Source organism: Jiangella alkaliphila, assembly GCF_900105925.1.
Classification (GTDB): Bacteria; Actinomycetota; Actinomycetes; order Jiangellales; family Jiangellaceae; genus Jiangella; species Jiangella alkaliphila.
In genome coordinates, this window is record NZ_LT629791.1 from 5,205,279 (window position 1) to 5,226,616 (window position 21,338).

21 protein-coding genes are annotated in these 21,338 nt (G+C 72.3%); 10 read left to right on the plus strand and 11 right to left on the minus strand.

The genetic code is table 11. The annotated features are described in order from the left end of the window. Positions 1–632: 632 nt before the first annotated feature. Positions 633–1,601 (plus strand): COX15/CtaA family protein, encoded by a 969-nt coding sequence (locus BLV05_RS23915; RefSeq protein ID WP_052763123.1) that lies wholly within the window; start codon positions 633–635, stop codon positions 1,599–1,601. A gap of 96 nt (positions 1,602–1,697) precedes the next feature. Next, the gene (locus BLV05_RS23920) at positions 1,698–1,946 is read left to right on the plus strand and encodes a DUF6458 family protein (RefSeq protein WP_046772505.1); all 249 of its coding nucleotides are present in this window, start codon (positions 1,698–1,700) and stop codon (positions 1,944–1,946) included. Here the strand turns inward: BLV05_RS23920 and BLV05_RS23925 are convergent. The 3 genes from BLV05_RS23925 to BLV05_RS23935 form a co-directional block, all read right to left on the minus strand. Beyond that, positions 1,943–2,809, minus strand: coding sequence for a hypothetical protein (locus tag BLV05_RS23925; RefSeq protein ID WP_046772506.1), 867 nt, complete (start codon positions 2,807–2,809; stop codon positions 1,943–1,945). The two genes, BLV05_RS23920 and BLV05_RS23925, sit on opposite strands and share 4 nt — an antisense overlap. Positions 2,810–3,161: 352 nt before the next feature. Continuing rightward, a complete protein-coding gene (locus tag BLV05_RS23930; protein WP_052763120.1) occupies positions 3,162–4,109 on the minus strand; it encodes a MerR family transcriptional regulator in 948 nt (315 codons plus the stop codon). Between the two features lie 34 nt (positions 4,110–4,143). Next, a complete protein-coding gene (locus BLV05_RS23935) occupies positions 4,144–5,097 on the minus strand; it encodes a heme o synthase (protein WP_046772507.1) in 954 nt (317 codons plus the stop codon). Positions 5,098–5,306: 209 nt separating this feature from the next. Here BLV05_RS23935 and tkt point away from each other — a divergent pair, with 209 nt between their 5' ends. From tkt to BLV05_RS35990, 7 genes are all read left to right on the plus strand, one after another. After that, positions 5,307–7,412, plus strand: a complete 2,106-nt coding sequence (gene tkt, locus BLV05_RS23940; RefSeq protein WP_046772508.1) for a transketolase — start codon at positions 5,307–5,309, stop codon at positions 7,410–7,412. Positions 7,413–7,421: 9 nt separating this feature from the next. Further along, positions 7,422–8,531, plus strand: coding sequence for a transaldolase (gene tal / locus BLV05_RS23945; RefSeq protein WP_046772509.1), 1,110 nt, complete (start codon positions 7,422–7,424; stop codon positions 8,529–8,531). Continuing rightward, positions 8,528–10,120 carry a glucose-6-phosphate isomerase gene (locus BLV05_RS23950; RefSeq protein ID WP_046772510.1) on the plus strand — a complete coding sequence of 531 codons (1,593 nt, stop codon included), beginning with the start codon at positions 8,528–8,530 and terminating at the stop codon, positions 10,118–10,120. The genes tal and BLV05_RS23950 overlap by 4 nt, the downstream gene beginning before the upstream one ends. Next, positions 10,117–11,646: a glucose-6-phosphate dehydrogenase gene (gene zwf, locus BLV05_RS23955; protein ID WP_046772511.1), complete on the plus strand. Its 1,530-nt coding sequence runs from the start codon at positions 10,117–10,119 to the stop codon at positions 11,644–11,646. The genes BLV05_RS23950 and zwf overlap by 4 nt, the downstream gene beginning before the upstream one ends. Next, the gene (gene opcA / locus BLV05_RS23960) at positions 11,643–12,599 is read left to right on the plus strand and encodes a glucose-6-phosphate dehydrogenase assembly protein OpcA (protein ID WP_046772512.1); all 957 of its coding nucleotides are present in this window, start codon (positions 11,643–11,645) and stop codon (positions 12,597–12,599) included. The genes zwf and opcA overlap by 4 nt, the downstream gene beginning before the upstream one ends. Continuing rightward, positions 12,596–13,369, plus strand: a complete 774-nt coding sequence (gene pgl / locus BLV05_RS23965; protein WP_046772513.1) for a 6-phosphogluconolactonase — start codon at positions 12,596–12,598, stop codon at positions 13,367–13,369. Before opcA ends, pgl begins: the two co-directional genes overlap by 4 nt. 62 nt (positions 13,370–13,431) lie before the next feature. Beyond that, complete coding sequence (locus BLV05_RS35990; protein WP_157524293.1) at positions 13,432–13,608, plus strand: hypothetical protein; 177 nt, start codon at positions 13,432–13,434, stop codon at positions 13,606–13,608. Positions 13,609–13,615: 7 nt separating this feature from the next. Here BLV05_RS35990 and BLV05_RS23970 read toward each other — a convergent pair whose 3' ends face one another. Next, complete coding sequence (locus BLV05_RS23970) at positions 13,616–14,533, minus strand: EamA family transporter (protein ID WP_052763121.1); 918 nt, start codon at positions 14,531–14,533, stop codon at positions 13,616–13,618. A 123-nt stretch (positions 14,534–14,656) separates the two neighbouring features. Further along, positions 14,657–15,547 (minus strand): DinB family protein, encoded by an 891-nt coding sequence (locus BLV05_RS23975; RefSeq protein WP_082155803.1) that lies wholly within the window; start codon positions 15,545–15,547, stop codon positions 14,657–14,659. A gap of 51 nt (positions 15,548–15,598) precedes the next feature. On the opposite strand from BLV05_RS23975, the gene BLV05_RS23980 reads away from it, so the two are divergent. After that, entirely contained in the window at positions 15,599–16,543 is a 945-nt protein-coding gene (locus BLV05_RS23980; protein ID WP_046772514.1) for a helix-turn-helix transcriptional regulator, read from the plus strand. Positions 16,544–16,625: 82 nt separating this feature from the next. Here BLV05_RS23980 and BLV05_RS38705 read toward each other — a convergent pair whose 3' ends face one another. From BLV05_RS38705 to gap, 6 genes are all read right to left on the minus strand, one after another. Then, positions 16,626–17,099: a phosphotransferase gene (locus BLV05_RS38705; RefSeq protein ID WP_197683288.1), complete on the minus strand. Its 474-nt coding sequence runs from the start codon at positions 17,097–17,099 to the stop codon at positions 16,626–16,628. Positions 17,100–17,488: 389 nt separating this feature from the next. Next, positions 17,489–17,830, minus strand: coding sequence for an RNA polymerase-binding protein RbpA (locus BLV05_RS23990; protein WP_082155801.1), 342 nt, complete (start codon positions 17,828–17,830; stop codon positions 17,489–17,491). Between the two features lie 21 nt (positions 17,831–17,851). Further along, positions 17,852–18,082: a preprotein translocase subunit SecG gene (secG, locus tag BLV05_RS23995; RefSeq protein ID WP_046772516.1), complete on the minus strand. Its 231-nt coding sequence runs from the start codon at positions 18,080–18,082 to the stop codon at positions 17,852–17,854. 231 nt (positions 18,083–18,313) lie between these two features. After that, a complete protein-coding gene (gene tpiA / locus BLV05_RS24000) occupies positions 18,314–19,099 on the minus strand; it encodes a triose-phosphate isomerase (protein WP_046772517.1) in 786 nt (261 codons plus the stop codon). Beyond that, positions 19,099–20,289, minus strand: coding sequence for a phosphoglycerate kinase (locus tag BLV05_RS24005; protein WP_046772518.1), 1,191 nt, complete (start codon positions 20,287–20,289; stop codon positions 19,099–19,101). The genes tpiA and BLV05_RS24005 overlap by 1 nt, the downstream gene beginning before the upstream one ends. A gap of 2 nt (positions 20,290–20,291) precedes the next feature. Next, on the minus strand, positions 20,292–21,296 hold the full coding sequence (gene gap, locus BLV05_RS24010) for a type I glyceraldehyde-3-phosphate dehydrogenase (RefSeq protein ID WP_046772519.1): 1,005 nt from the start codon (positions 21,294–21,296) through the stop codon (positions 20,292–20,294). Positions 21,297–21,338: the final 42 nt, after the last annotated feature.

The following is a 21,338-nucleotide window of genomic DNA, read 5'->3' on the forward strand; positions in this document are numbered from 1 at the left end:
CGAGCCGTCACGCCGAGGCGACCGAAGTGGGGCGAACCATGCCGTCGCGGCGGCCTGCGCGCGGGCGGCGGGCGCCGGCCAGCGGCCACCAGGCTCCGGGCCGCGTGCGCCGGGCCGGCCGAACTCGCCGGGACCGGGGCACCGGCACGGGGCGGGCCGGGCGCGTTCACGCTCGACCAGCCCGGCGACGGCGGCGGGCCGCTCACCCGCCACGACCCGCTCCCCCGCGCCAGCCCGCTCCCCTGTGGCGGGCCGGCGATCGTCGGGACCCGCCGCCCGGACGGCACCCGCCACGACGATGGCGGCGGCCAGCACGACCGCGGCCAGCACCACGGCGAGCACCGCGGCGGCCGCCGTCAGAGCGCGGGAACGAACGGATCGAGGGGTCATGACCCGGACGCTAAACCCGGATCCGGCCCGTTCGGCGGTTTCCGCGTTTGCCCGAATGACCAGGACGTTTGCCCGAATCAGGGCTAACCGCCGCGCCGCCGGCGGACCCCGTCGGGCTAATCACCGGGCTAACGCCGGCGTCGAACGGGCAAACCGCAGACCCTTAACAGAACGCCTGCAGTGAGGCAGCGGACGCCGGACCCGGAGATCGACGTCGGGCGCCGGGTCCCTACCATGTCGTGGTGACCGCGACCCTCCCGACGACTCCGGCTCCGGCGCCCGGCCGGGCCGCCCGGCTCGTGCGGCGGCTCCCGCTGCCGTCGGAGGCGACGCTGCGCAAGCTCGCCGTCGCCTCGCTGGTCACGCAGGCCGGCATCATCGTGACCGGCGGCGCAGTACGGCTCACCGACTCCGGGCTCGGCTGCCCCGACTGGCCGCACTGCACCGAGGGCTCGGTCACCGCGACCCGCGAGATGGGGATGCACGGCGCCATCGAGTTCGGCAACCGGCTGCTCACGTTCGTGGTCGGCGCGGTCGCGCTCCTCATGCTGGTCGCCGTCCTGCGCACGCTGACCTCCAACCGGCCGCGCCGCGACCTCGTCGCGCTGTCGGCCGTGCTGCTGGGCGTCGTGCCGGCCCAGGCGGTCATCGGCGGCATCACCGTCTGGACCGACCTGAACCCGTGGGTCGTCATGTTCCACTTCCTGGTGTCGGCGGCACTGGTCGGTGTCGCGACGGTACTGGTCAGACGGACGCAGCGGCCGCTGGGAGCGGTGCCGGAGCGCGTCGGGCTGCCCTGGCTGGAGCGGCTCGGCCTGCTCACCCTGGTGGTCACCGCGATCGCCGTGTACCTGGGCACCGTCGTCACCGGCAGCGGGCCGCACGCCGGCGACCCGGACTCCAAGCGCACCGGCCTGGACGTGGCCGTCGTGACACAGGTGCACGCCGACTCGGTCCTGGTGCTCATCGGCATCTCGATCGGGCTCTACTTCGCCGCCCGGACGGTCGGCTCCCCCGGCCGGGCGGCCGCCACTGCCGCCGTCCTGCTCGGCGTCGAACTCGGGCAGGGGCTCATCGGGCTGGTGCAGTACCGGCTCGAGCTGCCGGAACTGCTGGTCGGGCTGCACATGCTCGGCGCGGCGCTGATGGTGATGGCGGCGACGGACGCCTGGTACGCCACGCGCTGGCTGCCCTCGCGCCGAGCGGCCTGACCCGCCGCCGGCCGGTCGGACGGCCCTGCCGTTTGCCGAACCCACGGCCGGGTACCCCTCAGGCGAATCCTGCTGATAGAGGAGGTGTGACCCGATATGAGTATCGGCCTTGGAGTCTTCCTGATGGCGGCGGGCCTGATCCTGGCCCTCGGCGTCCGTGACCGGCTGTCCGACTTCGACCTCAGCGTCATCGGCTGGGTGCTGACCGGTGTCGGCGCCCTGGCCATCGTGGTGTCGATGATGGTCGCGTCGATGCGGACGCGTCGCACGCGCAGCACGGAGTACGTCGAGCGCCCGCGCACCCGCGAGTACGTCGAGCGTCGCGACGACGTCGACCCGCTCTAGGCCACGACCTCGCCGGCCGCCAGCCGGCGGATCGCCGCGCCCGTCCCGAGCTCGGGGCGGGCGTCGGCGTGTTCGAGGTAGTACCGCAGCGCGTGGTGGACCAGCGCCGGATCGGCGCCGAGCCGCTCCGCCGGGATCGCCGCGGCCACGTTCGCCGACGCCGTCGCGGCCAACCGGCCCAGCGCCGCGGACCGCCGGCCGCTCAGCCGGGCCGCCACGCCCACCGGCTCGCGGGTCTCGACCGTCAGCCAGTTCTGCACCGGGCGCAGCACCGCGCCCACGCCGTAGCGGATCGACGTCGAGCCGATCCGCGCGATCTGCTCCCAGGTCAGCACGACGGGCTCGCCGCCGAGCCCGATGACGACGTGCGACGGCGTCAGGTCCAGCCCGAGCCGCTTCCGCGACGCCAGCAGCCCGACCACGCCGCCGAGCAGCAGCACCGACCCGATGACCAGCAGTACGACGAATCCGACCAGCGACGACCAGTCGCCGCGCACGATCGCGATGACGAACGCCGCGAGCCCGAGCACGGTGATCGCCAGCCCCAGGACCGCCAGCGCCAGGCTCACCAGCGGCGATGTCGGCCGGACGCGGACACGCACGCCCGTCTGCCGGACGCCGCCGACCTCGACCGGCACCTCCTCGACGGCGTACCCGCGGCGACGGGGCCGGCTGCCGGCGGCGATGGGCGCCAGCACCAGCAGCACCACGCCGATCGTCGCCGCGCCGACCCACTGACCGGCCACGGCGGCGACCACGGCCGCCGGTATCAGGAGGGCTGCGAGCAGCGCGAAGACGACGACGCCGAGCCAGCCACCGAGGGGCGGACGGCGCCACTCCGGCGGCCACGGCAGCGGTGTCACGGCGACGATGCTCTCACACCACCCACGGTCGGCGGAGCAGGGACGACGCCGGGTCGCGCGAGCCCGGCGTCGCGCGCGGCGGCCCGGCCCGGTCCGGTCCGGACGGCACTGCGGGCCAGTGGAGCTCTGCCATCCGAACCGACTGCAGATCACGATCGCGCGCGATGGAGCTCTGCCATCCGAACCGACCGCAGACCACCATCGCGCGCGATAGAGCTCTGCCATCGGATGCGACGGCAGAGCTCCAGCGCCGAAACCGGGGGTCCGGACGGCCCCACGCGGCCACGCAGCCGCACACCCACAGCCGCGCACCCACGCAGCCGTAGCCGCGCCCAACCGGCATCGCCGCTGCTCAGGAGTCGGCGGCTGCCGTGAGCGCGTGGGCGAACCACTCCATCATGGCGACGCTGCCGGAGCTCACCTGGTCGGTGGGCCAGCCGTTGATGATCCCGACCAGCTCCCAGTAGCGCTCGACCCGGCGGTCGGAGAACAACGCGATCTGCTCGCCCAGCTCGCGGCGGAAGCCGGCACCGTCGTCGACGCCGCGGGCGTGGGCGAAGCGGGGCGCCAGCTGGTCGACGACCAGGCGGCCCTCCGTGGACGCGGGCGCGACGCCGGCCGTCAGCAGCGGCGTCACCAGTTCGGTCACGGCCTCGTACAGCGCGACCTCGGCGGGCGACGGCCCCGACGACGAACCAGAACCCGCCTCGGCCATCTGGCGCACCCGCGCCTGATAGGACGGGTCCTGCACCAGCTCCGCCAGCTCGACCCAGGCCTCCACCTGGTCGGGCGTGGGATCGTCCGGCAGGTCGACGCTGACCGAACGCATCCGGTCGGCGAACGCCGGGTCGGTGTCCAGCCCTTCGAAGGCCGACGACCAGTAGTCGTCGATGATCTGCTGCCGCTCGGCGGCGGACAGGTGGGCCAGGCGGTTCATGAGATCCAGCTCCTCGTGGTCGTCGATCCCCAGCGCGGCCACCGCCCGCAGCACCGAACGCCGGGTCCGGAGCAGCCGGATCTGCGCGTCCAGCGCGGCCGCGTGCGCCGTCGCCATGTCAGACAGCGTCAGCGACCGGTCGAGGACCTGCCGGACGGTCGCGAGGTCGATGCCGAGCTCGCGGAGCGTACGGACGAGATCCAGCCGGGCCAGCGCGACGGCGTCGTAGCGGCGGTAGCCCGCCGGGGATCGGTCGGTCGGCGGCACCAGCCCGATGTCGGCGTAGTACCTGATCGTCTTCACCGGGAGTCCGGTGTGCCGGGCCAGGTCGCCGATGCTCAGGAAGGCGTCGTCGTCGTTCACGAGAACCACCGTGCTGTCTCCAGCGGCTGGAGAGTCAACCCAGGATCAGGACATCCGCCATCACCGCGACGAACACCACGGTCAGGTAGGTGATGGAGCCGTGGAACAGCCGCATGGCGGTCAGCCCGGCGCCGTCGGGCATGCGCCGCGCGCGGCCGTACAGCCGATGCGCCTCGACGAGGAACCAGACGCCAGTGAGCGCGGACGCCAGCCCGAAGATCCACCCGAGCGACGCGACCGGCCACAGGACGAACGTCGTGGCGACCATGGCCCACGAGTACAGGAGGATCTGCAGCGCCACCGTCCGCGCCGGCGCCACGACCGGCAGCATCGGCACGCCGGCCCGCGCGTAGTCGTCGCGGTAGCGCATGGCCAGCGGCCAGTAGTGCGGCGGCGTCCAGAAGAAGACGACGAGGAACAGCAAGACGGGCGGCCAGTCCAGCGACCCGGTGACGGCGGCCCAGCCGATCAGGGTCGGCACGCAGCCGGCCACGCCGCCCCACACGATGTTCTGCGACGTCCGCCGCTTGAGCAGCATGGTGTAAACGAGGACGTAGAACAGGTTGGCCGCGATGGTCAGCGCCGCGGCCAGCGCGTTGACCCACACCAGCATGATCGCGACCGACGCGGCCAGGAGAACGGACGCGAACGCGAACGCCGGGTACGGCCCGACCACGGCGGTGGCCAGCGGCCGGCGCCGGGTGCGGTGCATGACGGCGTCGATGTCGCGCTCGAGCACCTGGTTGAACGCGTGCGCGCTACCGCCGGCCAGCGTGCCGGCGATCAGCGTGGCGAGCACCAGCCCCAGCGACGGCAGCCCGCGCTCGGCCAGCACCATGGCCGGCAGCGTCGTGATGAGCAGCAGCTCGACGACGCGCAGTTTCATCAGCGCCAGGTAGACGCCGACGACGGCGGTCAGCCGCCCCAGCCGCGTGGTCGGCTTCGGCCCACGCCGGGTCGCCGCGGGACTCGGCTCGACGGACGTCAACGTTCACCTTCGTGTGGTCGAAGAGACAGGCGGGAGTGGGAACATCCGCCAGCATGGCCTGTTGAGTCTAACGGTGCGCCCAATCCGCCGAGCGGCCGGGCACACGTGCGGGTGACGTCGATACGCTCGACCGTGGAACGGCCGTCTCGCCGACGGCGCCATGAGCAGAGACGTAGGGATTCCATCCGCCTGAGAGGAACGTCACGCCGGTGAACACGACACCCGACAACAGCGCAGACTTCGAGTGGACGGAGCTCGACGACCGGGCGGTCGACACCGTGCGGCTGCTGGCCATGGACGCCGTCGAGAAGGTCGGCAACGGCCACCCGGGCACGGCCATGAGCCTGGCCCCGGTCGCCTACACCCTCTACCAGCGGGTGCTCCGCCACGACCCGTCCGACCAGCACTGGCTCGGCCGCGACCGGTTCGTCCTGTCGGCCGGCCACAGCAGCCTGACGCAGTACATCCAGCTGTACCTGTCCGGCTACAACGTGACGCTGGACGACCTCGGCGCGTTCCGCACCTGGGGCTCGGCGACGCCGGGGCACCCGGAGTACCGGCACACCGACGGCGTCGAGGTCACGACCGGCCCGCTCGGGTCCGGGTTCGGGTCGGCGGTCGGCCTGGCGTTCGCGCAGCGCCGGGTGCGCGGCCTGCTCGACCCCGACGCGCTGCCGGGCGAGAGCGTCTTCGACCACCACGTCTTCGTCATCGCCTCCGACGGCGACCTCGAGGAGGGCGTGTCGAGCGAGGCCAGCTCGCTGGCGGGCACGCAGGAGCTGGGCAACCTCGTCGTGCTGTGGGACGACAACCACATCTCGATCGAGGACGACACCAACATCGCCTTCACCGAGGACACCGTCGCCCGCTACGAGGCGTACGGCTGGCACACCCAGGTCGTCGACTTCACCGCCGGCGGCGAGTACCACGAGAACCCGCAGGCGATCTTCGAGGCGCTGCAGCACGCGAAGGCCGTCACCGACCGCCCGTCGTTCATCGCCGTCCGGACGATCATCGGCTGGCCCGCGCCGAACAAGCAGAACACCGGCGCCATCCACGGCTCCGCGCTGGGCGCCGACGAGGTCGCCGCCACCAAGCAGGTGCTGGGCGCCGACCCGGAGAAGACGTTCGACGTCGCCGACGGCGTGCTGGCGCACGCGCGCGAGGTCGGCGCCCGCGGCAAGGCCGCGCGCGAGGAGTGGGACGGGCGCTACGCCGCCTGGCGCACCGCGAACCCCGAGCGGGCCGCCCTGCTCGACCGCCTGAGCAACCGCGAGCTGCCGGAAGGCTGGACCGACACCCTGCCGGTCTTCGAGCCGTCGGAGAAGGGCATCGCCACGCGCGCCGCGTCGGGCAAGGTCATCAACGCCGTCGCGCCGGTACTGCCCGAGCTGTGGGGCGGCTCGGCCGACCTCGCCGGCTCCAACAACACGACCATCGATGGCGAGCCGAGCTTCCTGCCCGAGAAGCGCTCGTCGAAGATGTTCCCGGGCGACCCGTACGGCCGCACGCTGCACTTCGGCGTCCGCGAGTTCGCGTCGGGCCTGATCGTCAACGGCATCGCCCTCAACGGCCTGACCCGCCCCTACGCCGCGACGTTCCTGGTGTTCAGCGACTACCAGCGGGCCGCGGTCCGGCTGGCGGCCATCCAGCAGCTGCCGGTGACGTTCGTCTGGACGCACGACTCCATCGGCCTCGGCGAGGACGGCCCGACGCACCAGCCGGTCGAGCACCTGTCGGCGCTGCGGGCCATCCCGGGCCTGGACGTCGTCCGCCCGGCCGACGCGAACGAGACGGCCGTCGCCTGGCGCACCATCCTGGAGCGGCAGCACCCGGCCGGCCTGGCGCTGACCCGTCAGAACGTCCCGACCTTCGACCGCAGCGTCTACGGCTCGGCCGAGGGCACGGCGCGCGGCGGGTACGTGTTCGCCGAGGCCGCCACAGACAACGGCAGTGGGGCGCCTCAAGTGATCTTGATCGGCACCGGCTCCGAGCTGCAGCTGGCGGTCGAGGCACGCGAGGCGCTGCAGGCCGACGGCGTGGCCACCCGCGTGGTCTCCATGCCCTCGCAGGAGTGGTTCGAGGAGCAGGACGCCGAGTACCGCGAGTCGGTGCTGCCAGTCGCCGTCAAGGCGCGGGTCTCCGTCGAGGCCGGCGTGGCGATGAGCTGGTACCGCTACCTCGGCGACGCCGGCCGCGCCGTCAGCCTCGAGCACTTCGGCGCGTCGGCCGACTACAAGACCCTGTACCGCGAGTTCGGCATCACGGTGGACGCCGTGGTGGCCGCGGCCCGTGACTCCATCTCGAACGCCTGAGGAGACACCATGTCCACCGATCCACTCGCCCAGCTCTCCGCCGAGGGCGTCGCCATCTGGCTCGACGACCTCTCCCGCGACCGTCTGACCACCGGCAACCTGCAGTCGCTGATCGACGACAAGCACGTCGTCGGCGTCACCACGAACCCGTCGATCGCCCAGGCCGCCATCACCAAGAGCAGCCAGTACGACGACGACCTGCGCCGCCACGCCGCACAGGGCTCCGACGCCGACGCGGCCGTGCGCGACCTCATGACCGACGACGTCCGCGCCGCCGCCGACCTGTTCACCCCGGTCCACCAGCGCACCAGCAACGGCGACGGCCGCATCTCCATCGAGGTCGACCCGCGGCTGGCGCACGACACCGACGGCACCATCGCCCAGGCCCGCGACCTGTGGACCGAGGTCGACCGGCCGAACATCTACATCAAGATCCCCGCGACGAAGGCCGGGCTGCCGGCCATCACCGCCACCATCGCCGCGGGAATCAGCGTCAACGTCACGCTGATCTTCTCCATCGACCGCTACCGTGAGGTCATGGACGCCTACCAGGCGGGACTCGAGCAGCGGGTCGCCGCCGGTGAGTCGCTCGACGGCATCGCCTCGGTCGCGTCCTTCTTCGTGAGCCGGGTCGACAGCGAGATCGACAAGCGGCTCGAGGCCATCGGCTCCGACGAGGCGCTGGCGCTGCGCGGGCGGTCCGCCGTCGCCAACGCGCGGCTCGCCTACGCCGCCTACGAGGACGTCGTCGCCGCCGGCCGCTGGCAGCGGCTCGAGGCGGCCGGCGCGAAGCGGCAGCGGCCGCTGTGGGCGTCGACGTCGACGAAGAACCCCGACTACCCCGACACCATGTACGTCACCGACCTGGTCGCGCCCGACACCGTCAACACGATGCCCGAGGCGACCATCGAGGCCGTGGCCGACCACGGCGACATCACCGGCGACACCATCCGCCCCAACCGCGAGAACGCGTGGAACGCGCTGGCCGCGGTCCGCGCCGCCGGCGTCGACCTCGACGACGTCAGCGAGGTGCTCGAGCGCGAGGGCCTGGAGAAGTTCGAGACGAGCTGGAACGACCTGCTCGAGTCCGTCAACGCCAAGCTGGAGGCCGCCAAGTGACCGCTCTGACCGTCACGACGTACGGCGTCGACACGGACGCCGTCGTCGACGGCCTGGTCGGCGAGAAGGTCGCGTCGCGCATCGCGGCGAAGGACGCCACGCTGTGGGGCCCGGAGGCCGAGCCCGAGGCGTCCATCCGGCTCGGCTGGACCGACCTGCACGAGACGTCGCGGCCGCTGCTGGCCGAGATCGAGGCGCTGTCGGCGCAGTTGCGGTCCGAGGGCCTCGACCGCATCGTGCTGGCCGGCATGGGCGGCTCGTCGCTGGCGCCCGAGGTCATCACCCGGACGGCCGGCGTCGAGCTGACCGTCCTCGACACCACCGACCCGGGCGCGGTCCGGCGGGCGCTGGCCGACCGGCTGGACCGCACCGTGATCGTCGTGTCCAGCAAGTCCGGCTCGACCGTCGAGACCGACAGCCAGCGGCGGGTGTTCGCGGCCGCGTTCGAGGCGGCCGGCATCGACGCGGCCGGCCGCATCGTCGCCGTCACCGACCCCGGTTCCGGGCTGGCCGAGCTGGCCGGGTCCGGCGGCTACCGCAAGGTCTTCCTCGCCGACCCGAACGTCGGCGGCCGCTACTCCGCGCTGACCGCGTTCGGCATGGTCCCGAGCGGGCTGGCCGGCGCCGACATCGCCGCCCTGCTGGACGAGGCGGCCGCGGCCGCCGACCGGCTGGCCGGCGATCTCCCCGACAACCCGGCGCTGCGGCTGGGCGCCGCGCTGGCCGGCGGCAAGGTCGACGGCCGCGACAAGGTCGCCATCGCCGACGCCGGCTCCGGCATCGTCGGCCTGGCCGACTGGGCGGAGCAGCTGATCGCTGAGTCCACCGGCAAGCTGGGCACCGGCATCCTGCCGATCGCCAGCGGCAGCGTCGACGACCCCGAGGTCGCCCACCCCGCCGCCGACGTCCTCCCGGCCATCGTGGGCGCGCCCGCCCAGCCGCCCGCCAAGGGCGTCGTCGTCGCCGGTGAGCTGGGCGCGCAGTTCCTGCTCTGGGAGTACGCGACGGCCGTCGCCGGGAAGCTGCTGGGCATCAACCCGTTCGACCAGCCCGACGTCGAGAGCGCGAAGAAGGCCGCCCGCGGCCTGCTCGACGCCACCCCCGAGCCCGAGGCGCCGGCGTTCACCGACGGCGTCGTCGAGGTCCGCGGCTCGGCCGGGCTGCTGGACGGCGTCGACTCCCTCGCCGGCGCGGTCGACGCGCTGCTCGGGCGGCTGGCGCCGGACGGCTATCTCGCCGTCATGGCCTACCTCGACCGCGAGGGGCCCGACGCCGGGCTGGCGGACGTCCGCGTCCCGCTGGAGCGGCGCACCGAGCGGCCGGTGACGTTCGGCTGGGGCCCGCGCTTCCTCCACTCCACCGGCCAGTACCACAAGGGCGGGCCGGCGCAGGGCGTGTACCTGCAGGTCACCGGCGCGCCGGCCGAGGACCTGGAGATCCCCGACCGGCCGTTCACGTTCGGGCAGCTGATCTCCGCGCAGGCGGCCGGCGACGCCCAGGTGCTGGCCGACCACGACCGTCCGGTGCTCCGGCTGCACCTGACCGACCGCACGGCAGGCATCGAGACCCTGAGGGGCATCCTGAGGTGAACTACCAGAACCCGCTGCGCGACAAACGCGACAAGCGGCTGCCACGCATCGCCGGTCCGTCCGGCCTGGTGATCTTCGGGGTCACCGGCGACCTCGCGCGCAAGAAGCTGATGCCCGCGGTGTACGACCTCGCCAACCGCGGCCTGCTGCCGCCCGGCTTCTCGCTGGTCGGCTTCGCCCGGCGCGACTGGGCCACGCAGGACTTCGGCAAGATCGTCCACGACGCCGTCAAGCAGCACGCGCGCACTCCGTTCCGCGAGTCAACCTGGCGGCAGCTCGCGCAGGGGTTCCGGTTCGTGCCGGGCGACTTCTCCGACGACGACGCCTTCGACCGGCTGGCCGAGACCGTCCACGAGCTCGACCGCGAGCAGGGCACGGGCGGCAACTTCGCGTTCTACCTGTCCATCCCGCCGTCGTCCTTCGACATCGTCAGCAAGCAGCTGGATCGCTCCGGGCTGGCGCACCCGGACGGCGCCGAGCAGTGGCGGCGGGTGATCATCGAGAAGCCGTTCGGCCACGACCTCGAGAGCGCCCGGCAGCTCAACGCGACGGTCGAGAGCATCTTCCCGCCCGACTCGATCTTCCGCATCGACCACTACCTGGGCAAGGAGACGGTCCAGAACATCCTGGCGCTGCGCTTCGCCAACCAGCTGTTCGAGCCGACCTGGAATGCCCACTACGTCGACCACGTGCAGATCACGATGGCCGAGGACATCGGCATCGAGGGCCGGGCCGGCTACTACGACGGCATCGGCGCCGCGCGCGACGTCATCCAGAACCACCTGCTGCAGCTGCTGGCGCTGGTGGCCATGGAGGAGCCGGTGTCGTTCAACGCGTCGGACCTGCGGGCGGAGAAGGAGAAGGTGCTCTCCGCGGTGCGGCTGCCCGAGGACCTCTCCGAGTACACCGCGCGCGGACAGTACGCCGCGGGCTGGGCCGGCGGGCAGAAGGTGAAGGGCTTCCTCGACGAGGACGGCATCCCGGCGAGCTCCACGACGGAGACCTTCGCCGCCGTCCGCCTCGACATCGACACCCGCCGATGGGCCGGCGTGCCGTTCTACCTGCGCACCGGCAAGCGGCTGGGGCGCCGCGTCACCGAGGTGGCGATCGTGTTCAAGCGCGCGCCGCATCTGCCGTTCGAATCCACCGCCACCGAGGAGCTGGGCCAGAACGCGCTGGTCATCCGGGTACAGCCGGACGAGGGCACGACGATCCGGTTCGGGTCGAAGGTGCCCGGCACGGCCATGGAGGTCCGCGACGTCACCATGGACTTCGGCTACGGCGGCTCGTTCACCGAGGAGAGCCCCGAGGCCTACGAGCGGCTCATCCTCGACGTCCTGCTGGGCGACCCGCCGCTGTTCCCGCGGCACGAAGAGGTGGAGCTGTCCTGGCAGATCCTCGACCCGATCGAGGAGTTCTGGGCCGAGACCGCCGGCCAGCCGCAGCAGTACCCGCCCGGCGGCTGGGGTCCCGAGTCCGCCGACGCGATGCTGGCCCGCGACGGCCGCACCTGGAGGCGTCCATGATCATCGACATCCCGTCGACCACCGCCGGCGCTGTCGGCAAGCGCCTGGTCGACCTGCGCGAGAAGCACGGCGCGGTCGCGCTGGGCCGCGTCCTCACGCTGGTCATCGTCTCTGAGGAGGCCGACGCCGAGGACGCCATCGAGTCGGCGAACCAGGCCAGCCACGAGCACCCCTGCCGCATCATTGCGGTCATCAAGGGCACGTCGCGCGGGTCGGCCCGGCTCGACGCGCAGATCCGGGTCGGCGGCGACGCCGGCGCCAGCGAGGTGGTCGTGCTGCGGCTGTTCGGGCCGCTGACCGGGCACGCCGAGTCCGTCATCGTCCCGCTGCTGCTGCCGGACAACCCGGTGGTCGTCTGGTGGCCGGCCGAGTCGCCCGCGGTGCCCGCCGACGACCCCGTCGGCCGGCTGGCGCAGCGGCGCATCACCGACGCCGCGGCGTGCAAGCGGCCGAGCGCCGCCCTGCAGGAACGGGCCGAGAGCTACCAGCCGGGCGACACCGACCTCGCGTGGACCCGGCTGACGCTGTGGCGAGCGCTGCTGGCCGCGGCCCTGGACCAGCCGCCGCACGAGGAGATCACGGCCGCGCGGGTGGTGGGCGGGCCGGACAACCCGAGTGCCGACCTGCTGGCCGGGTGGCTGGCGCACACGCTGCGGGTGCCGGTGACGCGGACCAAGGCGACCGGCGTCGCCGGCCTGTTCAGCGTCCGGCTGGACCGTCCGTCCGGTGCCATCGGCATCGAGCGGCCCGACGACGAGGTGGCGACGCTGACCGTCCCCGGCCGCGCCGACCGCCGCGTCGCACTCCCCCGTCGAAACGCCGGCGAGTCGCTGGCCGAGGAGCTGCGCCGGCTCGACCCCGACGACATCTACGGCGAGGTCATCCAGGAAGGGCTGGGCGAGCTGCACGAGACCGGCAAGATCACCCGGACCAAGGCGAAGGTCAAGCGATGACCACACCGACGATCGTCATCCACCGCGACGCCGACGTGCTGGTGCAGGCGGTGGCGGCCCGGCTGATCACCCGCCTGGTCGACGCCCAGGCCGCCCACGGCGACGCGTCGGTCGTCCTCACCGGCGGGACGGCGGGCATCGCGACGCTGCGCGCGGTGGCGGCGTCGCCGGCGCGGTCGGCGGTCGACTGGTCCGCGCTGTCGGTCTGGTGGGGCGACGAGCGGTTCCTGCCGTCCGGCGACCCGGACCGCAACGAGACCCAGGCGCGGGCGGCGCTGCTGGACCACGTGCCGGTCGACCCGGCGCGGGTGTTCGCGATGCCGCCGTCGTCCGGCGACCTGACGCCGGAGGACGCGGCGGCGCGCTACGCCGACGTGCTGGCGGCCGAGACGAACAAGCGGCTGCACTCAGGGGCGCCCGCGTTCGACGTCCTGCTGCTCGGCGTCGGCCCCGACGGCCACGTCGCCTCGCTGTTCCCCGAGCACCCCGCCCTGCACGACGACCGCACCGTCGTCGGCGTGCGCGGTGCGCCCAAGCCGCCGCCCGAGCGCGTCAGCCTGAGCATGCCGGTCATCCGCTCCGCCGACGAGGTCTGGCTGGTCGTCGCCGGTGCCGACAAGGCGCAGGCGGTCCGGCTGGCGCTCGGCGGCTCCGGGCCGGTGCAGATCCCGGCGGCCGGCGCCCAGGGCAGCCGGGCCACGCGGTGGCTGCTCGACCGTGCCGCGGCGGCCGAGCTGCCGGCCGGTCTGGATCGGCTCGCGTCGCCCTGATCGCCGCGGATACATCGGGACAGATGTGACGAAGCGGGGAAGGCTTGCCTATCCTTCCCCACATGGCGTCGATGAAGGCGAAGAAGAAGTGCTGCCGCGACCGGCCGCGCTGCAAGGCGTGCCCGGTCGTGCTCAAGCGGCTGTCCGACGCCGGGCTGCTGGAGCGCGAGGGCAAGCGGCGCTACTCGTTCGACGCCAAGCCGCCGAAGGCCGCTGTGGCGCAGGCCCGGGCGGCCTGACCGGCGGTCAGCGGTCCGGCGGCAAGGGCTCTGGGCGGGCGCCGCGGGTGGCGCCCGCCGACGCGATCACCACGCAGATCACCGCGATCCACTGCGACCAGCTCAGCGACTCCTGCAGCACGATGAGGCCGATGAGCGCGGCCATCGCCGGTTCGAGGCTCATCAGGATGCCGAACACCCGCGGCGGGATCTTGCGCAGTGCCTCCAGGTCCACCGTGTACGGGACGACGGACGACAACAGCGCCACGCCCAGCCCCGCGATCAGCACCCAGGGCTGGATCAGCGCCGTTCCGCTGTCCGCCACGCCGATGGGCACTGCCACCACCGCCGCGACGGCCATGCCCAGCGCCAGGCCGTTGCCCTCCGTGGTGTGACGGCCCAGCGCGGCGCCGACCAGGATGTACAGGCCCCAGAACGCGCCCGCGGCGAGGGCGAACAGCATGCCGACGGGGTCGAGGTCGCCGCGTCCCTCCATCAGCAGGACCACTCCGCCCGCGGCGAGCACGGCCCAGAACGCGTCCAGCCAGCGCCTCGACCCGGCCAGCGCCACCGCCAGCGGCCCGAGGAACTCGATGGTCACCGCGATCCCCAGCGGCAGCCGGTCAAGGGCCAGGTAGAAGCACAGGTTCATCAGGCCGAGGATCACGCCGTAGCTGAGCACCACGGTCCAGGTGCGACGGTTCAACCGCACCGACGGCCGCCACAGCAGCATCAACACCGCCGCCGCGAAGAACAGCCGCAACGCGACCGTCCCGAAGCTGCCCACCTCGTCGAACAGGCCCTTGGCCAACGCCGAGCCCAGCTGGACGCTGACGATGCCGAGCATGACCAGCGCCGGCGGCGGGATCGCGTCGAGGGTGCGTCCGGCCACCGCGGTCAAGGAGTACCGGGAGGACGGGCCGGGTTCGGTCCCGCCGGTGTTCATGGTGGCATCGCGTGGAGTATCGACGATCAGACGCCCCGCGTCACGCGAATTCCCGCCCCCTCGCCGCGTTGATCATGGAGAAGGTCGGGTCCCAAGGCGATCCAGAGCCGACCTTCTCCATGATCAACGCGGCGAGGGGGCGGACGAGCGGAGGTGGGCGGCCACGTCGGGGTGCTCGAAGAAGTCGGCCCAGCCGGCGGCGTCGAGGTGGAAGCGGTCGTCCTTCAACGCGACGTCGGCACCGTGCGCGACCAGCAGCTTCACCACGTCCAGTTCGCCGGCGCCGGCGGCGTAGTGCACCGCCCCGTCCACCGGAGCACCGGCCGTCACCAGCGCCCGCACGACATCCCAATGGTGCAGGCCGGCCGCCTCGGCGACCAGCGTCGGCCGCACGTCAGCACCCGACGCGCCCGCCAGCGCCGTCGCATCGCCGCGCAGGGCCGCTGCCACGACCGGGTCGCGCTGGTCCGCGTACGCCCGGTACAGGTCGCGCAGCAGGCAGATCTCGGCGCCGTGCGCCATCACCTCGCGGTTCACGTGCAGCACGAGCCTGGCCATCGAGTCCTCGGCGTACGGCCCGCCGCGCGGCCCGAGCGGCCGCAGCATCGCCTCGTCGTCCAACCCCGCGACCCCCGACCGCCACAGCGCGTAGGCCGAGTCCAGCAGCTCCAGCGCCCCCTCGGCCGTCCCGGGCAGGGCCGACGGCCAGTGCCGGGCGTCGTACATGTCCGCGTCGGCGGCGGCCGGGTCGAAGAACGCCCGCGCCCGTTTGCCGAGCACGTCCCGCCCGACGTGCATCGCCCGCCAGGCGATCGTCGTGACGGGCGGGAGCGGCGGCTCGGGCCGGACGGACTCCAGCTCCAGCGCTGCGTACGGGCCGGTCGGACGCAGGCTCCACGCCCCGTCGACCGGCTCCCACCGGTATTCGTCGTCGGTCAGGCCGGCCAGCCGCGGCCGGAAGTGGACGGTCCAGTAGAACTCGAGCTGGTCGAGCAGGTCGGTACTCCACGTCATGTCGTCCACCGTAGAACCCAAATAGGACACCGTCTGTCATATAAAGGAGAGATGCGCGCCGAACGCCTCGTCCAGATCATCCTGCTGCTGCAGACACACGGCCGGCTGACGGCGGGCGAGCTGGCCCGGCGCCTGGAGGTGTCGGCGCGGACGGTGCAGCGCGACCTCGACGCGCTCAGCGCGGCCGGCTTCCCGGTGTACGCCGACCGCGGCCGGGCCGGCGGGTGGTCGCTGGCGGCGGACTACCGCACCCGGCTGACCGGCCTCTCCCCCGCCGAGACCGCCGCGCTGTTCGTCGCGTCGACGGCGCACGTGCTGGCCGACCTGGGCCTGGACGCGGCGGCGGGTACGGCCGAGGCGAAGCTGCTGGCGACGGTGCCGGCGCACGCCCGGCGGCACGCCGACCTCGCCCGCGAGCGGGTGCTGGTCGACCACGCCGACTGGATGGAGACGCGCGAGCCGTCGCCGTGGCTGCCGGTGCTGCAGCGGGCGGTCTGGGACGACACCCGCGTCCACCTCACCTACGGCAGCGCGCCGCACGCCGTCGCCGTCGAGCCGCTCGGGCTGGTGGCGAAGAAGCGGTCCTGGTACCTCGTCGCCCGCAAGGCGACCGGCGAGTTCCGCACCTACCGGGTCGACCGCATCGTCCACGCCGACGGCACGGACGAGCGGTTCGAGCGGCCGGACGCCTTCGACCTCACCGAGCACTGGCGGCACCACAGCGACCGCTACTTCGCCGAGCTGCGCCGCTACCCCGTCAGGCTGCGAGTCCGGGGCTACGCCGCCACCCGCCTGCGCTGGGCCCGCAACGCCGTCATCGACGCGCAGACGGCACCGGACGACGACGGCTGGGCCAACGTGAGCATGACGTTCGAGTCGGCCTACGAGACCCGCGTCTACCTGCTGGGTCTGGCCGGCGACGTGGTCGTGCTGGAACCGGCCGACCTCCGCGACGACATGCGCCGCGCGGCAACGGAGTTCCTGGCGCAGAACTAGCGCGAGTCAGGATCGGGGCTCTGCGGTTCGTTCCATGATCATCAACCTTCCACGTCGTGATAGCAGCCAAGAAGGTTGATGATCACGGCGGGGTGGCCAGCTCGTCGAGGGCGCGATGGCCGCGCTTGACCACCCCTGGAACGACATCGTGGCGCCCGTGACGGATGGGGATCTCGAGCATGTGGAGGATCTGTGTCGCTGCGAGCACCGCCGCCCCCTCCCAGCCGACCAGGTCGAGGATTCTCGTCCACAGCCGCCTTCGGACATCGTCCAGCAGCGGATCCTGGAAGGTGTACCACACGAGGGTGGTGAGATCGGTCGCCCGCGTGCCGCTACCTGCGTTCCCGATATCCACGACCGCCACCACTGCTCCGTCACGGACCAGGACATTGCTGGGGGTTGAGAGATCGGCATGGACCATGTCAGGTGCCTCTCGTGGTGGTGGGACATCCTGCCCGGCGACAGCCGATTCCTGACCGGTGGCGACCCGCCAGGCGTACGACCAGTGGTCGTAGGGCTCGGAGGCTTGGCCAGCCTGGAGTTCGATGATCTCCATCAGCTGCTCAACGAGGGACGGGGTCAGCTCTGGCGCGGGAGCCGCGTCAACGAAGTCCATCAGATGCCATACATGAGCGGCTGTGGCCCCCACTCCGAGCCAGGCCGGGGTGGGATAGCCGCGCCCACGCATGTGCTCGACCACTCTCTGGGCTCGCAACGTCTCGTCCAGGTGGTTGGGGTGTGCCCGGGGCACTGCTTTGAGAACTGCATCTGCCCTTCCGGCCAACTGGACGCGCAGGGCACCCCCATTGACGCCTCCGGGTAGGCGACTGAGAAGAGTGACCTCTGCCCCGGCCACGCTGGCCACGTCGTCCAGGACCTCGGCCGGCAGCTCTTCGGGATGGGTCCCCTGGTTCATCGGCTCGTGGCCGCAACAGCAGACGTGCCCTAGAGCGAGCGGCGCTTGCGCAGCGCCTGCAACGCCTCTTCGAGGATGGCCGCGCCGTCCTCGTCGCTGCGCCGCTCCTTCACGTACGCGAGGTGCGTCTTGTACGGCTCGGTGCGCGGCGCGGCCGGCGGGTGCTCGGGGTCCTGGCTGGCCGGGAGCCCGCAGCGGATGCAGTCCCAGGACTCGGGGATGACCGCCTCGGCGGCGAAGCTGGGCGAGCTCTCGTGCCCGTGCTCGCAGTAGTACGTCACCCGGCGGCGTGGCGCGGAATCGCCGCGTTCTGCCTCACCCATGGGACCGGCGCCCACCCGGCTGCCACGGATCGCGTTGCCTCCGACCACGGTGCGTCCTCCTGAGAGTTGCTAGCTGGCGTTCAGCAGGCCGAGCGCGACGATGGCGGCGGCCCAGACGAGAGCCAGCGCGATCGTCAGACGGTCGAGGTTGCGCTCGGCCACCGAGGAGCCGCCCACCGAGGACGACACGCCTCCGCCGAACATGTCGGACAGGCCGCCACCCTTGCCCTTGTGCATGAGCACCAGCAGGATCAGCAACGCGCTGGTGATGACCAGCAGGATCGAGAATGCCAGTTCCACGGTGGTGTGCCTTCGTCCTTTCGGATCGGCGAGCCGGCAGAGCGCCGATCGCACGCTCCAAGACTACGCGTTCGCGCCCGACGTGCCGAATGGTACCTCGTGCACGCTCTCCCTTTGCCTCGTGGGTCTCACCGCCGCCGGGACCTCGCCGGTGGGCGTTGGGCTGGGACAATCATGTCCCCGCCCCCGGCGGGTCGAACGCGCCGGGTGACGGGGACACGGAGCCGCAGCTCAGGGGTTGCGGTGGTACCGGGCGATCAGTGCGAACTCGTCGGCGTTGATGCTCGCGCCGCCGACCAGCGCGCCGTCGACGTCGGGCTGCTCCATGATCGGCTTGACGTTCGACGCCTTGACGGAGCCGCCGTACAGCACCCGGACCTTCGCCGCGACGTCGGCGCCGTACAGCTTCGCCAGCCGCTCGCGGATGGCCGCGGCCAGCTCCTGGGCGTCGTCGGGCGTGGCCACCTCGCCGGTGCCGATGGCCCAGACCGGCTCGTACGCGACGACGATGCTGGCCGCCTGCTCGGCGCCCAGACCGTCGAGCGCGCCGTCGAGCTGCGCGAGCGTGTGCTCGACGTGCCGGTTCTCCTGCCGGACCTCGAGCGGCTCGCCGACGCACAGGATCGGCGTGAGGCCGTGCTTGTACGCCGCCTTGATCTTCGCCGCGACCAGCTCGTCGGTCTCGGCGTGGTACTGGCGCCGCTCGGAGTGGCCGACGACGACGTACGTGCAGCCCAGCTTCGCCAGCATGGCCCCGGAGATGTCGCCGGTGTAGGCGCCGGAGTCTTGCGGGGAGAGGTCCTGCCCGCCGTAGGCGAGGTTGTAGCGGTCGGCGTCGATCAGCGTCTGCACCGACCGCAGATCGGTGAACGGCGGCAGCACCGCCACCTCGACCTTCTCGAGGTCGTCGTCGTTGAGTGAGAAGGCGAGCTTCTGCACCAGCGCGATGGCCTCGAGGTGGGTGAGGTTCATCTTCCAGTTGCCGGCCATCAGCGGCCGGCGGGTGGTCGTCGCCATCAGGACTCCAGGACGGTCAGGCCGGGCAGAACCTTGCCCTCGAGCAGCTCCAGCGAGGCTCCGCCGCCGGTCGAGATGTGCGTGAACGCGCCTTCGTCGAGACCGAGCTGACGCACGGCGGCCGCGGAGTCGCCGCCGCCGACGACGCTGGTGCCCTGGACCTCGGAAACGGCGATGGCGACCTGCTTGGTGCCCTCGGCGAACGGCGCCAGCTCGAACACGCCCATCGGGCCGTTCCAGACCACCGTCTTGGCGTCGGCCAGCTTGCCGCGGAACAGCTCGATGGTGGCCGGGCCGATGTCGAGGCCCTTCTGGTCGGCCGGGATGGCCGACGCCGGCACCACCGACGTCGCCGCGTCGGCACTGATGTCGGCCGCGACGACGACGTCGACCGGCAACACCAGTTCGACGCCCCGCTCGCCCGCGCGGTCGAGGTAGCCCCGCACGGTGTCGAGCTGGTCCTCCTCGAGCAGCGAGCCGCCGACCTCGTAGCCCTGGGCCTTGAGGAACGTGAAGGCCATGCCGCCGCCGATGAGCAGGCGGTCGACCTTCTCGAGCAGGTTGTCGATGACGCCCAGCTTGTCGGACACCTTCGAGCCGCCGAGCACGACGACGTACGGGCGCGCGGGGTCGTCGAGGACCTTCGCGAACGCCTGCACCTCGGCCTTCACCAGCAGGCCGGCCGCGTGCGGCAGCACCTCGGCGAGGTCGTAGACGCTGGCCTGCTTGCGGTGGACGACGCCGAAGCCGTCGGACACGAAGACGTCGCCCAGCTCGGCCAGCTCGGCCGCGAAGGCCGCCCGCTCGGCATCGTCCTTGCTGGTCTCGCGCGCGTCGAAGCGCAGGTTCTCGAGCAGCGCGACGTCGCCGTCGGCCAGCGCGGCTACCGTCTTGCGCGCGCTCTCACCGACGGTGTCGGCGGCGAACGCGACGTCGGCGCCGAGCAGCTCGGACAGCCGCTTGGCCACCGGCGCGAGCGAGTACTTCGCCTCGGGCGCGCCCTTCGGCCGGCCCAGGTGCGCCATGACGACGACACGGGCGCCGGCCGAGGCCAGCTGCTGGATGGTCGGCACCGACGCCCGCACACGGCCGTCGTCGGTGATGGTCTCGGCATCGAGCGGCACGTTGAGGTCGGAGCGCAGGAGGACCCGCTGACCGCGCAGGTCCCCCAGCTCGTCGATTCCCCTCATCCTCAGAGCGACGTGCCGACGTAGCGAACCAGGTCGACCAGCCGGTTGGAGTAGCCCCACTCGTTGTCGTACCAGCCCACGACCTTGACCTGGTCGCCATTGACGCGGGTCAGGCCGGAGTCGTAGATGCACGACGCGGGGTCGGTGACGATGTCGGCGGAGACGATCTCGTCCTCGGTGTAGCGCAGGTAGCCGGCCAGTGCGCCCTCGGCGGCCGCCTTGTACGCGGCGTTGACCTCGTCGAGGGTGACCTCGCGCGACAGCGTGACGGTGAGGTCGGTGGCCGAGCCGGTGGGCACCGGGACGCGCAGGGCGAAGCCGTCGAGCTTGCCCTTGAGCTCGGGCAGCACCAGGCCGATGGCCTTGGCCGCACCGGTGCTGGTGGGGACGATGCTCAGCGCGGCGGCGCGGGCCCGGCGCAGGTCCTTGTGCGGGCCGTCCTGCAGGTTCTGGTCGGCGGTGTAGGCGTGCACCGTCGTCATGAGGCCGCGCTCGATGGTGAACGTGTCGTGCAGCACCTTGGCCAGCGGGGCCAGGCAGTTCGTGGTGCAGGACGCGTTGGAGATGATGGTGTGCGCGGCGGGGTCGTACTCGTTCTCGTTGACGCCCATGACGACGGTGACGTCCTCGTTCTTCGCCGGGGCGGAGATGACGACCTTCTGCGCGCCGCCGTCGACGTGCGCCTTCGCCTTGGTGGCGTCGGTGAAGAAGCCGGTGGACTCGAGGACGACGTCGGCGCCGAGCTCCTTCCAGGGCAGCTGGGCGGGGTCGCGCTCGGTCAGCACCTTGAACGACTGGCCGCCGGCGCTGATGGTGTCGCCGTCGTAGCTGACGTCGGCGAGCGTGCCGAGGATGGAGTCGTACTTGAGCAGATGCGCGAGCGTCTTGGTGTCGGTGAGGTCGTTGGCGCCGACGATCTCGATGTCGCCGCCGCCCTGCGCGAAGACCGCGCGGGCGAAGTTGCGGCCGATCCGGCCGAAGCCGTTGATGCCTACACGTACGGTCATCAGGAGATACTCCTCACGGTGAGGGGCGTACAAGAACGGTCG